This window comes from Peribacillus sp. NPDC097895 (assembly GCF_050277555.1).
Classification (GTDB): domain Bacteria; phylum Bacillota; class Bacilli; order Bacillales; family DSM-1321; genus Peribacillus.
The window spans coordinates 2,020,581-2,035,827 of the sequence record NZ_JBNNSH010000001.1 but is presented as its reverse complement, the minus strand read 5'-3'; the positions used below and the strand labels follow the sequence as shown (position 1 = coordinate 2,035,827).

Sequence of the window (15,247 nt, the reverse complement as noted above, 5' to 3'; positions counted from 1 at the left end):
TTTATTAGATTGATTTAGCTTTACAAATTTATACACTCTGCCTATTTGAAAACCAGTTTTATTTGTTTCTTACTAACGATAAAACCGTAATGGTGATAATAATGCAAAGTGTACCAAGCCACTCGGCTAAACCGAATGTAACATTTAGCCAGATAACGGAAATAAATGTAGCTGATAATGGCTCCACCGATGCAAATAAACTAACCTCGGAAGCAGAGATGTATTTTGTACTTTCCAAATAAAAATAAAAGGCGATGATCGTCCCGAAAATGATGATGAACAGAACGGCAAAAAGGGAAGAAATCGTCCAATTTCCTTCAAATGCCCATGGAGGATGAATGAAACTAAAAGCAATGCCGCCAATTAACATGCCCCATCCCACAACAATCATGGAACCCCATTTTGAAAGCAGTTTATATGGTTGCAATGTATAGAAAGCCAGTGAAAAAGCTGATGTAATTCCCCAAAACACCGCCCACCCCGATATGGAAAGTGCTCGGACACTGCCTCCTGTTACAAGCAAAAAAGTGCCTAGAATCGCTATTATCACAGCAATACTAACAGTACTGGTTGGAAAACGTTTTAAACGAAATGCTATATAACATGTGATTATGGCGGGTGCTAAGTATTGAAGAACAGTGGCAGTAGCTGCATTGCCATGTTCGATTGCTGCGAAATATGTGTATTGGACAGAAAGCATACCCAGAATTGCAAAAAGGATGATTTGAAAGCGATCGGTTTTAGCTTTCCAAATTCCCCAAACTTGTTGTTTTTCCTTTTTATATGCAAGCCCCAATAAGATGACGCCGGAGAGCAATAAGCGAACAACCGTGAGCCACTCAGGACTGAATCCTTGGCGTTGAAATAAATACTGGGCCGCAGTTCCCGATACCCCCCATAATACTGCGCCTGTAAGGACTAAAGCAATCCCTTTATTCCTTGAAGACGATAAAACTAGAGGATCGATTAACATATTATTCTTCCCCATTTTTCTTATCCTCCTGCTGCGATTGAATTCTATAAAAACTTTCTTTCCAATTCTTTTCTATCGTTTCAAGCACCAAAGGGAGATTGCTCTGCCTTAATGCCTGTATGATCTGATCATGCTCATCAATTGAAAGGTGAACATTACGTACTTGATTAAAATAAAACAGTTCAATTCGTATAAGTTTTCGTTTTAGCCCTGAAAGAATCCGCTTCAATTCATCATTTTTCGAAAGATTGATGTAAATGGAATGAAATTCATCATCTTTCTGTACTGCAGTACTTTGATTTTCTTCGTTCATTGCTTTTTTCAGCTGCTGATTGATGACTTCCAACTCATGTATATGCTTTTCTTCAATGATTTCAAAAACTTGTTCCATGGCTAACTTCTCAAGTGTCCATACTATGGAATAGACGTTTAATATCTCATCGAACCGAATAGGGGACACAATTGTTGAACGGCTCGGCTTAGTTTCTACAAATCCCTCATCTTCGAGCCTTAGCAGTGCTTCTCTAATAGGGGTACGGCTAACTCCTAATTGTTCCGCTAATTCTTTATCACGTAATTGTTGACCTGGCAGGAGAGTACCTTGAACAATCCAATCCATTAAAATTGTATAAGCTTCTTCACGTACAGAAGTGCGATTGATTTTTTGTGTTGAATGTACCAACGACGATGTCCCCCTTACTATTATGATTTACCTTGTAATATGCAATATATCACATATTACACGGCGTGGAAATAAATTTAGAAATTTTAACTCTGTACAATTTTTTCAAATGATATCTCTACATATTAATTTGTGCTCTTATCACTTTAACTAGAAAAAAAGACATTTTTCTAAAAAAATGTCTTGAAAATCTCTTGGTGCTGACTGCACTCATTACAGGAATATTCTATTTCAAAAGCATCTTCACTTACCGTATGAACTGTCTCTTTTTTACACGTTTCACAAAATCTCTTTTCGGTAATTTCTTTCATGTATCATTCACACTCCGTTTTCTCATCATTTTTTGTAGACTTATTAGTATATTTTGCGAAAAACTAAAATAAAAATACCTTTTTCCTTAAGTTCCTCAAAATGAGGAAAAAGTATTCGGGAAAAAGGTACCAAGATATTCAATTACCCTTCGGATTCCAATACATCAAAGCGGCATGAAACGGATATTCGTATTCGAAAACTCCTTCTTTTTCCACCACATATTTATTTAGAATCGTTTTTACTTCATCATAGGAAAAATGTTCATCGAGAATTTTTGTTGTATTATCGCGAATCATTTCTTCATAGGTGGAATAGACTTTTTTACTTTTCAATTTAACGATCTTACAGTCCGCCAGTATTCCAAGTTGATATAAAACATTCAAGATGTGTATGTAATCCCTCTTTCTTAAATTGATCGTGTATCCTCGTTGCTTCAATTCCATATAATGAGGTTTTTCTGGTCCAGTTGTCATACCGACGATAACTAAACGGGTTGCTGACTCATTCATTTTTAATAAGGTTTGACCGATTTCTGTCATACGGTAATAACAATTAAAACCAAATACTACATCATATCTGTCTCTTTTGGTATCACTTTCCCACTTATCATGAATCAATTCCATGTTTTCGAAACCTTTTTCGTTCGCCTGGGATTCCAAAAAACTGATAATGCTTTTGGAGCTATCTATACAAGTTAACTTCTTGACTTCTTTTGCAATATCGAATGTATAATTGCCCCATCCAGGGCCGATTTCCAAAACATGATCATCCTGTTTTAATAATGCCAATAACTCTTGCTGTACATGTTTTGCATAAGGATCCGCTTTATGTTGTTTTTTCTCTGCCACCTTGGAAGACCAAAAAGCTTCTTCTGCTGCATCGTCTTTTAGCCTGTTAGGTATCTTCCCTGTATGATCTGCCATTGCCTGTTTCCAAAGTTCGATATAATCAAAATTATCAGTTTTCATCCGCGCGCTCCTCAAATTATATAATTTATGTATAATAATTTTTTCTTAAACTATTCATACCCCATAGTTGCAAAAGAAAAAGAGCTGCAAATCAGCTCCTGATAATGAACAAAGCCTTTTTATATTATGATCTCTCAACATATTAGAATTGGTCATACTCAACTACTTGCAGCGTTTTGTCCAAAGACTCACTGCTTTAGGGCTTTCTATTTCTCTATTTTATAGGTACTCTTTTTAATAATACAATAAGATTATCAATAAAGTTTTGTTAACATTAATCGAAAAGGGGAATACTGACGTTTCATCCGCTTCTCCCATTCTATCTATCTTATAAAAGGTTTACACTTTTTTAAAATGCTGTTGGATATAAGAATTCACTTTATCAGGCACTTCGATTTGGATAAAATGCCCGGCGTTTTGAATAATGTGAACCTGTGCATGTGGGAAACCTTCTCTCTGGAGCTTGTAGGCAAACTCAAAAGGTATATAAGGATCCATCTCTCCCCAAATTATTGTGACAGGTATTTTGATCTGATTTAGTTTTTGATTGTACGATTTTACCTTTTCTATATTTCCGGAACGGTATAAATCTAAGATGACTTTACAAGATTCGGGTGTTCTAAAGACACGAAAGAAGTCTTCCAGAATTTCGTCAACTATGTTCGGAATCGTTTTCTTCAATTCAGTTTGAGCTTGGGGATCATCTGACATGCGCTTCATTATTTTCTCTCCGGCATTTGGTGTTCTCCAAATCTGAGCAAGAGAGTGCCACTTATAATCTACTGATATGGTTGTATTTGAAACAAAGAGACTTAGTATTCTCTCTGGATGATCACATGCCCATTTCAGTCCAATAAGTCCGCCCCAGTCATGTACAATAAGGTGGAATTTATCTAGTTTTAGTTCTCCTGTAAAATCCGATACAAACTGTTCATATCGTTCCCATGTTGAGGATTCATCAAACTGTTCACTTTGGCCGAATCCAGGGAGATCCGGTGCAATGGTTCTAAATCCACAAGACACAATGCATGGAATCATTTCCTTCCACAAAAGGCTGGACTCAGGTACCCCGTGCAATAAAAGAACTGGGGGATCATTAACATTGCCTTTCTCGATATAAGATACCATCTTTCCATTTATTATCATTTTTTTCTTTTCCACTTTTATCTACCTCCTGAATTAAGTATTTTGAAACCTTATTAGCATTAAGCCAGGTCATAGTTCCTGGCTAGAATGGGGATTACTTTAGAATAGACTATGGATAAAATAACTATATAGAGAGTGTAAATGGAATTACTATCAAATTCCCTCTCTCATTTCTATGTTAGTTTGCTATTTAATGCTTGTGTTTTTAGATTTTTATCCAAAGTTTATTCAAAAATGGATTTATCGTGGATATGGACTCCTTCAATTCTTTGTCCGAAATTTATTCGCTTTCATCTCTACCCTATATAACATCAGACAGCACAACAAAAAAAGGTAAAGCCACAAAAAGTCCTTACCTCTGAAATGATTAAAACCTTTATTACTCTAAAAGTATCAAAGTTAATTGGTAAATTGTACTTCCGCTCTATAATGCATGATCTAATCCTTACGGGTGTTTCTAGTTCATTTGAATCCGTAAATGATTCAAAGTTTCTAACCCAATCTTTTCTAGGTTTTAGGTAGGTTCCTTTATTATAATTTAGACATCTGTGGACTTTTGCTGAGTGAAAAAAAATATGAAGATGATAATGGGAATGGCTATTAGAAAGGCATTGTTTCTCGAACTTTTAATTGTAGGAATATCTGTCAATGACATTTTTACTCATTCCCTTTTAATGTAGTTAATAATTCTGGTGGAACGATATAATGCTTCTTTACAATCGTATTAAAAAAATTGTAATCTTCAATTGGCAAAGCCGGAACAACTTCAGGATAACCAAAAATCGGACCGGAAACATTTATTGAGAAATCACCGGACGAAACAAATGTCCCTGTAACATGTATGACATCATTGATTAATAATATAGCTAAAATGATGTCCAATATATCGATAAAAAGATTTCCCATTTGCGAGTGGTCCCTCCCTTCTAAACGATGCCCCCCAAAAAGAGGCCCGCCTAACGAGAGACTAAATCTTCCTGACCTTACAAATACTCCAATGATTGTAATTTGTCCAGTTAATAATAGGATGGCTGTAGTAATCTCGAGACTGCGTTGAAAGGAGTGAATTACCTTTTTTTCTGAATTAACTACACAGGTTTCATTCAATATCACCACTCCCCATGTAGGCATTTTATTCATATATTCGGGCAAATGTCACATAATTGTTTGATTTTTTATTTTCTAGGATTTATTACTGAATGTATAGCTTCTTCAATTTCTTTATATCCAGTGCACCGACATATATTTGAAGAAAGCCATGTTTGAATCTTTTCAGGGCTAGGCTTATTGTCATTGAGGAGTAAAGCAGTGCAAATCATTATAAATCCTGATGTACAATACCCACATTGAAAAGCAAAATGTTCCACGAAAGCTCTCTGTATCGGGGTATTCTCGAGACCTTCAATTGTAAGAATTTCTGTATCAATTGCTTCAATAGCTAACATTATACAGGATTTCATTGGTTGTTTATTTATTATCACCGTACAAGCGCCGCAATCTCCATTTAAACATCCAGGTTTCGCTCCTGTCAGTCCAATTTCATTTCGAAGTACATCCAGCAATGTATCTGATGCCAATATATCCCTCTCATACCGTTCTTTATTTATTTCTAATTGAATGGTACGTTTACCACCCGAAGAATGGCTATTCATGCTCTTCACCACCTATATATGACAAAATATTTAAAAGGGTATTTTGTAAAACAAATAATCTATATTCATTAGATCCTTCTATATCGTTTAAAATGGGGGATGGCACATGTTCAAGAGAAATTAAAACTCGTTCTTTTAAAGGTAAACTCTTATCATTTAGTATGTTTTCCATTTGAATTGATCGAAACGGATGTGGACAGAGCCCGCTGAATGCAAAACGAATAAATCCTTCTTTTTTTAAAGCTGCAACAGTTAAAAGCGGATATCCCGTGTCCCATTGCTTCCGCTTTTTTACACTAATGTGTTTTGCTTTCAGATATTCTTTTTCTGTAACAATTTGTACTAGAAATTCTCCTTCGTCAAGTCGTAGCACTTTATGGAAAACCTCACTAATCAATTCTTTCCTTGTTCCTTTTGGTCCTGCAATAATGACAGTGCTATCTGATAATAAAAATGGAAGGAGAGACTCCCTATAAAAAATTTGACCGCATATGTTTCCACCTATAGTTATTTTATTTCTTGATGTATAATCAGCAACTTCCTTTGAAGTATCCGATAATAACGGGAACAGCTTATTTTCTTCGATTACACGTAAACTCAAAGTTGAGCCAATGATGAGATTTTGGTGTTGCAACTCAAATACATTGCATTCGGGAATCCCCTTTAAATCAATAATGGCATCGGTGTAAACATAATTCAAACGTCCTAATGTTAAAACTTCCGTGCCTCCACCATAATACAATGGTTTTCTTTCTTGTGATTTCAATACTTGATAAAGTTCAATTGCTTCATTTATCGTTCGTGGCTTGTAATAATCAAAATTATAAGGTAACATTACGATTTTCTCCCCCTCTTCCCCCTCCAAATGAGTTCAGGAAGTAACGGCAATTGGTTCAAAGGAATCCCAGCAGCCAAAGATAAACTGTTACCTAAAGCAGCTGGCATACCAAGAAGCCCATGTTCCCCAAGCCCCCTAGCGCCATATGGAGCATCTAATTGTGGTGTATCTACAAATTCACAAACATATTCAGGGTTTTCTCCATATCTTAACGGTCTATAGGTTCTGAATTGAGGATTCAACACTCTGCCCAGGTGATCAAAATAGAAGGTTTCACGTCCACCAAAAGCTAAGCCCATGCTCATTGCACCCATTATTTGTCCTTCTGCAGTTTTTTGATTCAAAACCTTTCCTGCATCAATGACTGATACTGCCCTTATTATCTTGTACGTATATTCATTTATGTCATACTCTATTTCTACCCCTTGTGCACCAACTGTCCATTCAGGACCAGGTTTGCCTGCACCTGTATCGGGATTCAAATTTGTAATGTGTGGAATGGTATAATACCCTCTGCCGATGATCTGACCTCCAACTGAACTTCCGTCAGGATATGTATACCCATATACTAGCTGGTTAAAAGGAATCTCCATATTTGGTTCCCCTCTGACATAGACCTTCTCATGACCAAGGACGATGTCAGAGGCGGGAACTCTTAACACACTGGATGCAAGTTTCTTTAATTGTAAAAGCGCATCTTCAGCAGCCTGAATCGCTGCTCTCCCCGCCATGAATGTCCCACGGCTTGCGACAGTTTTCCAATGTTCTGGAGTATTTTGCGTATTAACTTCCATCTGAACTTTAACCCGATCAATACCGAGCTTTAATATATCTGAAACAATCTGTGCCAATACCGTTTTCGTTCCAGTACCAATTTCTACTAATCCTGATAGAAGGTTTACACTTCCATCAGGATTAAAAGTTAAAATGACACCAGATCCAGCGTTGGTATCAATAGTAGAAGTCTTCCATATACAAGCAACCCCTTTTGCCCTTATTTTATTGTCGTTTACTTTAACTAACTGGCCCTCTTCCCAATTCATTTTCTTCTTTAGCACCTGTATACATTTAGGGAGATTACCTACCGAGCTAGAATTTAATTGAACTTGCGTTGGGGTGGAATCCCCAGGGAGTATGGCATTCATTTCGCGAAGTTCAAGTGGATCTATTCCGAGCTTTTTTGAAAGAGAATCCATAGTCCGCTCAAAGGCAAATAATACTTCTGAATGCGCAAAGCCACGATAAGGCGAAGCGTATGGATGATTGGTATACATACAAAGTGAATCACACCAAATATTTTCAATATGGTAAGGTCCCGTGCAATCAACTGCTCCAGCACGACTTAGGTCAGTTGCCTTGTCGGCATATGCTCCACCATCCCATAAATACGTCATTTCAGCCATCTTTAACAAACCAGATTGTGTACAGCCTAATTTCACAGAAGCGTCTAGTCCGATATGACAAGGTGATGTCAAAATATCCTCTTCGCGACTATTTTCAACTTTTACTAGTCTTCCATTAACGGCTTTTGACGCGATATAGGCTAATAGTTCAAGCTGCACTGAGGCTTTGCCTCCGAATCCACCTCCAACAAGTGGAGTGTTTACGATGACGTTGCCGATTTCCACACCAAAGTAATCACTAATCAAACGCTTAATCATGAATGGTGCTTGAGAAGATGAAGTGATAACGACCTTACCGTCTGAGTGAATTTCTGCTAAAGAACATCTTGTTTCCATGGCTGCATGATCAGAAGGGGAAAAAGAAAACTTCTCTTCAATAATGATTTCACTCTCTTGCCACCCTGTTTTTTTATTTCCTTTCCTAATTTTTGTTCGATTTGCTATATTTGTCCCTGGCTCGGGAAATACCTCGGATATTTTTTTATAGGTTTTTAAATCTGGGTGGAGTATCGGAGAATTAGGGTGTAAGGCTGATCTTGGTGAATTGATAACAGGTAAAAGATCATAAATCACTTGAATGGCGTCTGCAGCCATTTTTGCTTGTTTCGGTGTTTCAGCAACAACAAGTGCGACAACTTCTCCATGATAGCGGATTTTATCTTGAGCTATAGGGTACCGATCTCTAATTTCTTCGCCTGTTAACGGTAAATTCCCACCAGTAATAATAGCTCGAACACCAGCAATTTTTTGAGCCTTCGTTTTGTCTATATTTTTGATATGTGCATGTGCATAAGGACTAATTACCTTTTTAACATGGAGTATTTTTGTTTCGTTATGGTCCCCAGTGTAAATCGCTTGCCCCGTGACCTTATCCCATGCATCTTTACGAATTACTCCTTTTCCGATAATATCCATATAATCTCCTCGTTATCAATATTATTTTATTGTTATTTATTTCGTTTTACCAAAATAAGTATTTTTTCATATTTTCAATATCAACAAACCATTTTTCCTCATAAAAAGGAACAAGTTTCCCCACTTATCTCTTCTCCAATAACTTTATGATGAGTTATAAAGAAAATGTGTTTAAGTAAGAAATAAGCGGTAGAAAATATGGTTTTTATTGGATTGCATTTTATAGACACTTAGTCATTTAATTTTTGTATGTAGGGGATGTCCCATTTGGAGTGTAATAGAATAGGTGTAAGTGGTGTATTTCCATTTTATAAATTTATAGGTAAACATAAGAAAAAGGAGCAAAAATCTTGCTCCCACATCAAATATGACATATTTATCTTTTAGTGGATGAACGTTTATCTTTTCGATAAATCAGACCAAGTGTTTTCAAGCCACTTATCAAAGTCTGCTCCTTTTTCACCTTCATAGGCATCATATATATCCATTCTCATCTTTTGCAATTTCTCTTTGAAATCAGAATACGTGTGATTTTCTGGTAAACTTTTCTTGATCCGTACTAAGATTTTGGTTAATCCTTTCACCAACTCGCCTTTTTTTCTAGCAGGTAGCTGAACATCTTCACCTAATCTTTTCAGATGACGGTAGGCGGCTTCTTGAACTTTATAGACAGCATCACTATTCATGATATGTGTTAAAACATCGATTACTTGTTTATTTTTCGATTGACCTAATTCTTCTATCGCATCTAAACGTTCTCTCCAATTGGATTTACGATTGGCGGATTTTTTCAATTCCTCATAATTTGCAGGTAACTCGATAGCTTTTGTTTCTTTAGTATTCAAATGAATCATTTCTCCTTCTGTCTTTATGAATCGGGATAGTGACGGAATTATTTCCGATCCTACAAATATCCCCTACCAATAATGAATTAGTACTTTACTTATTATACCCTTTTCCATATCTTAATATAGTTATATTTCTTATTAACATGTCGCTTTTTACACTTAATCTACAAGATTTCCCCTTGTTTCCGTATATATGTTCTGCCTCATTGTTCTCCCAGACATGGCAGCATAACCTTTTACGCCTATAGCCATCTAATTTATGGTTAATACCGAAAGATTTAATGAAGAAATAAAAACGTCAGCAATTCCTCCAATGAAGCAGGAAATACTGACGTTTCTTTTTTCAAAATCTCTTTTTCAATCCAAGCCGCAAGCCTTGGCTAGGATTTCAACAAGATGCATGCTTTTAATTTGATTTGCTGCTGCGCCCTCCCTTTGAATGCCAATGCTCATTTGCATTTGGCAGCCAGGGTTAATGGTAACAACGGTCGTGGCTTTTGTTTCTTTTAGGTTCTTCATTTTTTCATCAAGGATTTTCATGGATTCATCAAAATGGAGAAGGTTGTAGATGCCTCCTGATGCACAGCAACGATCGTACCCTTCCATTTCCACATAGGAAATTCCCGGTATGGATTGCAGCAAGGAACGCGGTTCTTGTTGTACCTTTTGAACATTGCGTAAATGACAGGAATCTTGATAAGAAACAATGCCTTGCCATTCTTCAGTAAAGGGGAGTGGCCCCAATTCCCATCACCTGCATGACCGAAAACAACCAAGTTCAACTCGTATTTCTCCCGGATTTGGTTCAATCTCTCCATCATCGCCGGAATTTGACTGCGTGGGACTGTCGCATCTTCAGAAATCTTTGTAGGACCCATTTGTGTAATCGCCGGTGAAACCAATTTTCGCGCACTCCAAATGGTTTGCCGTTCTTCCTCCGTTTCCGCGATTTTGACGTAGGAAGCACCCTCAGCCCTGCATAAATCGGCACATTTATTGATTTCTTCCTCAATGGCCAAAGGGTGACCATCTATTTCAATGATCAGAATGGCTTGTGCATGGAGAGGCAAACCTGAAGGCCGATAGCTTTCAACAGCACGGATACAAGCATTATCCATTAATTCCAAGGCTGATGGTAAAATTCCTGACGATAATATGCTGGTTATGGCATGGCCGGAGTCTATCAAATGATTGAAGTGGGCGACAAATGTATTTTTAGATTGCGGTTTCGGGATTAAGCGAATGATGGCTTCTGTCACAATGCCCAAGGTGCCTTCTGATCCTACAATTAAACGGGTCAAATCGTACCCTGTTACATTTTTCACGGTCTTTCCGCCAGTACGTATAATTTCTCCTGTGGGTGTGACCACCTCTAACCCAATAACATATTCTTTTGTCGTTCCATATTTTAATCCCTTAGGTCCGCTGGAGTTTTCTAATAGATTCCCTCCTATTGTGGCAACATTTGAACTGCTTGGATCTGGTGGGTAGAACAAACCAGCTTCCTCGGCTTTTTTATGGATATTTGCAGTTATCACGCCTGGAGAAACAATGGCAAGCATATTTTCGCGATCAATAATCAATTTATCTCGTAAAAGGGTCATATCAAGAACCATCCCTCCTTTAACAGGTAAGGGACCGCCACTTAGCGATGTCCCGGAACCCCGAGGGTAAACAGGTATTTTGTGTATATTAGCCAACTTCACTACTTCACTGATTTCTTTCGCGTTTTTTGGCTGTATAACGATTTGTGGTAAATATTCACCAAAAGAAGCGTCATAGCTATAACAATACCTTTCTGCCAGGTCAAGGAATATTCTATCACCTGGAATTACGCGGCTAAGGTAGTCTAGGACCTCTTTCTCCATGCTACACACTTCCTTTCATGACTGAACAGATATTATGGAAACTTCATTCACATGTAATATAATGGCATTTCAATGTTTTGCTAGATATAATGGTGAAAAGAGTAGGAGGGTTTTTATTGAAAATCGCACTGATTCACGCAACCACAACAGCACTAAAACCAATTGAAAGGGCATTTCAGGAAGTTGCTCCAACCATTGAACTCCTTCATTTCATGGATACGAGCCTTCTCGCCTTGATGGAAAAAAGCGGCAAGTTAACTCCAGACATCATTCACCGCTTTTCTGCATTAGTGAATTTAGCCTATGATTCCGGTGTTTCATGCATCCAACTGACTTGCTCTGCCTTTAATGACGTTACTACCATTTTACAACCTCTTTATACTGTAAAATTATTTCGTTCAGATGAGGCTATGCTTGACGAAGCACTACGTTATACGAAGATTGGCTTGGTTTCAACCGTAAAAGAAACACCGATCGCCCTTCAAAACTACTTATTGAACAAGAATCCAGACTGTATGATCCAATCATTGGTGGATCCCGGTATCATTCACTTATTATCACATGGAAAAAAGAAAGAACATGACGCCCGCGTTATAAAGATGGTGGAACAATTGGATGGAAAGACAGAAGTGATTGTGCTTTCCCAATATAGCATGGAGCATATCGCAAAGCAGGTTAATCCTTCTGTCCCGATCCTAACGGCCCCACTGTTGGCAGCTAAAAGATGTCTAGATCATTTGAATGAAGAGTATTAATGACATATTCATATGATTGATTGGTACATTACTTTTTATCCGTTCGTATGATGAGAACCACCAAAAACTTTTCCAACACCTTGAATTTTTTCAAGAATGACGATTAGTAGCACTGATATGAAGATAACCACGCTTGATACGGAAGCAACGATCGGATTGTAGGCATCCTGCATTTGCGAGAAAATCTCAATTGGCAGGGTTCGCATTTCAGGTGATACCATAAAGAGAGAGACCGTTACGTTATCAAATGATGTCAAAAATGCGAATAACCCCCCTGAGATAGCTGCTGACCCAATCAAAGGCAGCGTCACTTTCATGAATACAGTCAATGGGTTAGCTCCCAGTATAGCCGCTGCACGTTCAAGATTGTAATCAAAACCGCTTAAACCGGTTAGTACGAGCCGCATTACATATGGGATACATATGACGATATGGGCAATTAAGAAACCAGTAGACGTACCGGCGAGCATCATCGGTGTAAAATACATTAAGAGTGCAATTCCTAAAACTAATTGCGGCACACTTAATGGTGAAGTTAAAAGGGCGGTAATATATGACTTTCCTGGTATATCATATTTTGCGATGCCAAGAGCTCCCAGCGTACCGAAAATGACGGAGAAAAGAGCAGCCAATGCGGCGAACTTCGCACTGTTCAAAAATGCTTCCAAAAATTCAGGACGCTCCAAGATTTTGCTATACCACTGCAACGAGAAGCCGTCAGCCGGAAAACTTGGATAATTGGCACTTGTAAAAGAAGCGGGAATAACCACAATGAGCGGTATCAAGATATAGATTATTGCCAACACGGCTAGGGCAATCCGAAGGCTACCAAACGTTTTCATCATCGGAATACCTCCTTGAATTTCCCTTTTTCAAATACTCTAGTAAAGATGGCAACCGAAATGACAGTTGTTGCTAATAGAATATAAGAAAGGGCAGATCCAAATGTCCAGTGAAGCAGGTTATTTATTTGATCATATATGACAACAGGCATAACTGGTACATTGGCTCCCCCCATCAGTGCTGGTGTAACATAAGCACTCATTGACAAACTAAATACAAGAATGCAACCAGATACGATACCTGGGATACTTAAAGGCAATGTAATGGAAAAGAACCTTCTGAACGGGCTAGCCCCCAGTATGGCTCCTGCCTTGTCCAGGGAAGGATCAATATTATACAAGCTGGCAACGATGGATAAGATCATAAAGGGCAGATAGGCATTGGAAAGCCCAATCACAACTCCGATTTCCGAAAATAATAGTTTCAATGGCGCATTTATTATCCCTAAGGACATCAAGGTTTGATTGATCGTCCCGTTAGGCAATAGCAAGAGGTACCAGCCAAAATTGCGGACCACTATACTTACCAAAAGGGGTGACACGATCAAGAGAGTGATATATCCTCTGATCCGAGCTGAACTTTTTGCCATGGTCAAAGCAACCGGATACCCTAAAAATAAAGCAACCAAGACCGAATATAAACTGATTTTTACAGTCAACCATAAGGATGATAGGTAGTAGCTATCGGAAAATAATTGGGTGTAGTTTTTGATGCTATATACAGCATCATTCGCTCCAAGATTATCTGTGGATATGAAGCTTAAATATAAAATGTATAGCATCGGTATGACAAAGAAACCAAATATAAATAGTAAGATTGGCGTTAATAGGAGTAATCCCGGTACCCAGACTTTCCTTTTCTTTAATTTTGGTTCCTTTTGCGGCTCAATCGGATTCGTTTCCTGTTTTATTTCTTGACTAGCATAACTTCTGATGGGCTCCATCCGATAAACACCTCACTTCCATTTTTCCATGATGAATCGATGTCAGTGGTTAATACTTGTATGCTTTTCCCTTGTAAAAAAACATTGATTTCCCATGAGGTACCAAGATAGTTAATTTGGCTGATATTAGCACGATGGAAATCAATAGGTGATAAAGAGGTTTCTTCAGCAGAAACAATTTTCAGTTTTTCTGGTCTTATATAAATCTTCACCTCATCCCCTGTTTTCAAGTCATTGTCATTCCCCATGATATTATCCGCGTCGACATGAGAAATGTCAGAACCTATCTTGACTGAAATTGTCCTCTTATCCACTGCTGACACTTTCCCTTCAAAACAATTCGATTTACCGATGAATTGAAAGACGAATTCTGTCTTGGGATGATTGTAAATATCAGTGGGAGTACTGATTTGTTCAATTTTCCCTGCATTCATGACAACTACTCGATCTGACATGGAAAGAGCTTCTTCTTGATCATGGGTTACAAAAATGGTCGTTACGCCAATTTCTTTTTGTAAACGCTTTATTTCAGCTCTCAGTTCATGACGTAATTTGGCGTCAAGGTTTGAAAGGGGTTCATCAAGCAACAGGAGCTCAGGTTCAACTACAAGTGCCCTGGAAATCGCAACACGCTGGCGCTGACCTCCTGATAATTCCCTTGGATAACGATTCTCCAATCCAGACATTTTAACTAATTCAAGTGCTTTACTTATCTTCTTTTTTTGTTCAGCTTTACCAACCTTGCGCAGCTTCAAGCCAAAACTAAGATTTTCATAAACAGTCATATGAGGAAAAAGTGAATATGTTTGAAAAACCATTCCTAAATCTCTTTTATAAGGCGGAACTTTTGTAACATTATTTCCTTTAATATGGACTTCGCCCCGATCGGCATCGAGGAATCCTGCAATGAGGTTCAAGGTTGTGGATTTTCCGCACCCGGAAGGGCCAAGAAGAGTGAGTAACTCTCCTTGTTTCACTTCCAAATCAATGCCATTCAGTACAACATTCGATCCAAATTGTTTAAACGCGCCCTTTATCTCCACATCATTTTTTTTCGACACACTCGGGGGGACTGACTCCAGGTGATGCCTTTTGATTTCC

The 15,247-nt window shown here is 38.0% G+C and carries 14 protein-coding genes and 1 pseudogene; 1 reads left to right on the top strand and 14 read right to left on the bottom strand.

Annotated features, from left to right (window positions below):
* Window positions 1-58 precede the first annotated feature (58 nt).
* The 11 genes and pseudogenes from ACQKMH_RS09735 to ACQKMH_RS09685 all read right to left on the bottom strand — a co-directional run bounded on the left by ACQKMH_RS09735 (window position 59) and on the right by ACQKMH_RS09685 (window position 11,605).
* Window positions 59-988 carry a DMT family transporter gene (locus ACQKMH_RS09735; RefSeq protein ID WP_427587182.1) on the bottom strand — a complete coding sequence of 310 codons (930 nt, stop codon included), beginning with the start codon at window positions 986-988 and terminating at the stop codon, window positions 59-61.
* On the bottom strand, window positions 975-1,655 hold the full coding sequence (locus tag ACQKMH_RS09730; protein WP_427587181.1) for a GntR family transcriptional regulator: 681 nt from the start codon (window positions 1,653-1,655) through the stop codon (window positions 975-977). The genes ACQKMH_RS09735 and ACQKMH_RS09730 overlap by 14 nt, the downstream gene beginning before the upstream one ends.
* A gap of 449 nt (window positions 1,656-2,104) precedes the next feature.
* A complete protein-coding gene (locus ACQKMH_RS09725; RefSeq protein WP_427587180.1) occupies window positions 2,105-2,935 on the bottom strand; it encodes a methyltransferase domain-containing protein in 831 nt (276 codons plus the stop codon).
* Between the two features lie 339 nt (window positions 2,936-3,274).
* The gene (locus ACQKMH_RS09720; RefSeq protein WP_427587179.1) at window positions 3,275-4,096 is read right to left on the bottom strand and encodes an alpha/beta fold hydrolase; all 822 of its coding nucleotides are present in this window, start codon (window positions 4,094-4,096) and stop codon (window positions 3,275-3,277) included.
* A gap of 642 nt (window positions 4,097-4,738) precedes the next feature.
* Window positions 4,739-5,194 carry a hypothetical protein gene (locus tag ACQKMH_RS09715; protein WP_427587178.1) on the bottom strand — a complete coding sequence of 152 codons (456 nt, stop codon included), beginning with the start codon at window positions 5,192-5,194 and terminating at the stop codon, window positions 4,739-4,741.
* Between the two features lie 62 nt (window positions 5,195-5,256).
* Window positions 5,257-5,733, bottom strand: coding sequence for a (2Fe-2S)-binding protein (locus ACQKMH_RS09710; RefSeq protein WP_427587177.1), 477 nt, complete (start codon window positions 5,731-5,733; stop codon window positions 5,257-5,259).
* The gene (locus tag ACQKMH_RS09705; protein ID WP_427587176.1) at window positions 5,726-6,568 is read right to left on the bottom strand and encodes an FAD binding domain-containing protein; all 843 of its coding nucleotides are present in this window, start codon (window positions 6,566-6,568) and stop codon (window positions 5,726-5,728) included. The genes ACQKMH_RS09710 and ACQKMH_RS09705 overlap by 8 nt, the downstream gene beginning before the upstream one ends.
* Window positions 6,568-8,889, bottom strand: coding sequence for a xanthine dehydrogenase family protein molybdopterin-binding subunit (locus ACQKMH_RS09700; RefSeq protein ID WP_427587175.1), 2,322 nt, complete (start codon window positions 8,887-8,889; stop codon window positions 6,568-6,570). Before ACQKMH_RS09700 ends, ACQKMH_RS09705 begins: the two co-directional genes overlap by 1 nt.
* A 398-nt stretch (window positions 8,890-9,287) precedes the next feature.
* Window positions 9,288-9,743 carry a HEAT repeat domain-containing protein gene (locus tag ACQKMH_RS09695; protein ID WP_427587174.1) on the bottom strand — a complete coding sequence of 152 codons (456 nt, stop codon included), beginning with the start codon at window positions 9,741-9,743 and terminating at the stop codon, window positions 9,288-9,290.
* A 351-nt stretch (window positions 9,744-10,094) separates the two neighbouring features.
* Window positions 10,095-10,382: pseudogene (locus ACQKMH_RS09690) on the bottom strand (heterodisulfide reductase-related iron-sulfur binding cluster); the annotation flags it as partial.
* Window positions 10,274-11,605 carry an FAD-binding oxidoreductase gene (locus ACQKMH_RS09685; protein WP_427587173.1) on the bottom strand — a complete coding sequence of 444 codons (1,332 nt, stop codon included), beginning with the start codon at window positions 11,603-11,605 and terminating at the stop codon, window positions 10,274-10,276. The pseudogene ACQKMH_RS09690 and the gene ACQKMH_RS09685, both read right to left, overlap by 109 nt.
* A 116-nt stretch (window positions 11,606-11,721) precedes the next feature.
* On the opposite strand from ACQKMH_RS09685, the gene ACQKMH_RS09680 reads away from it, so the two are divergent.
* A complete protein-coding gene (locus ACQKMH_RS09680; RefSeq protein ID WP_427587171.1) occupies window positions 11,722-12,360 on the top strand; it encodes a hypothetical protein in 639 nt (212 codons plus the stop codon).
* Between the two features lie 35 nt (window positions 12,361-12,395).
* Here the strand turns inward: ACQKMH_RS09680 and ACQKMH_RS09675 are convergent, their stop codons facing one another.
* From ACQKMH_RS09675 to ACQKMH_RS09665, 3 genes are read right to left on the bottom strand one after another with little or no spacing between them, the layout of a single operon-like run.
* The gene (locus ACQKMH_RS09675) at window positions 12,396-13,202 is read right to left on the bottom strand and encodes an ABC transporter permease (RefSeq protein WP_427587560.1); all 807 of its coding nucleotides are present in this window, start codon (window positions 13,200-13,202) and stop codon (window positions 12,396-12,398) included.
* The gene (locus ACQKMH_RS09670) at window positions 13,202-14,146 is read right to left on the bottom strand and encodes an ABC transporter permease (protein WP_427587170.1); all 945 of its coding nucleotides are present in this window, start codon (window positions 14,144-14,146) and stop codon (window positions 13,202-13,204) included. The genes ACQKMH_RS09675 and ACQKMH_RS09670 overlap by 1 nt, the downstream gene beginning before the upstream one ends.
* Complete coding sequence (locus tag ACQKMH_RS09665; protein ID WP_427587559.1) at window positions 14,110-15,207, bottom strand: ABC transporter ATP-binding protein; 1,098 nt, start codon at window positions 15,205-15,207, stop codon at window positions 14,110-14,112. Before ACQKMH_RS09665 ends, ACQKMH_RS09670 begins: the two co-directional genes overlap by 37 nt.
* Window positions 15,208-15,247: the final 40 nt, after the last annotated feature.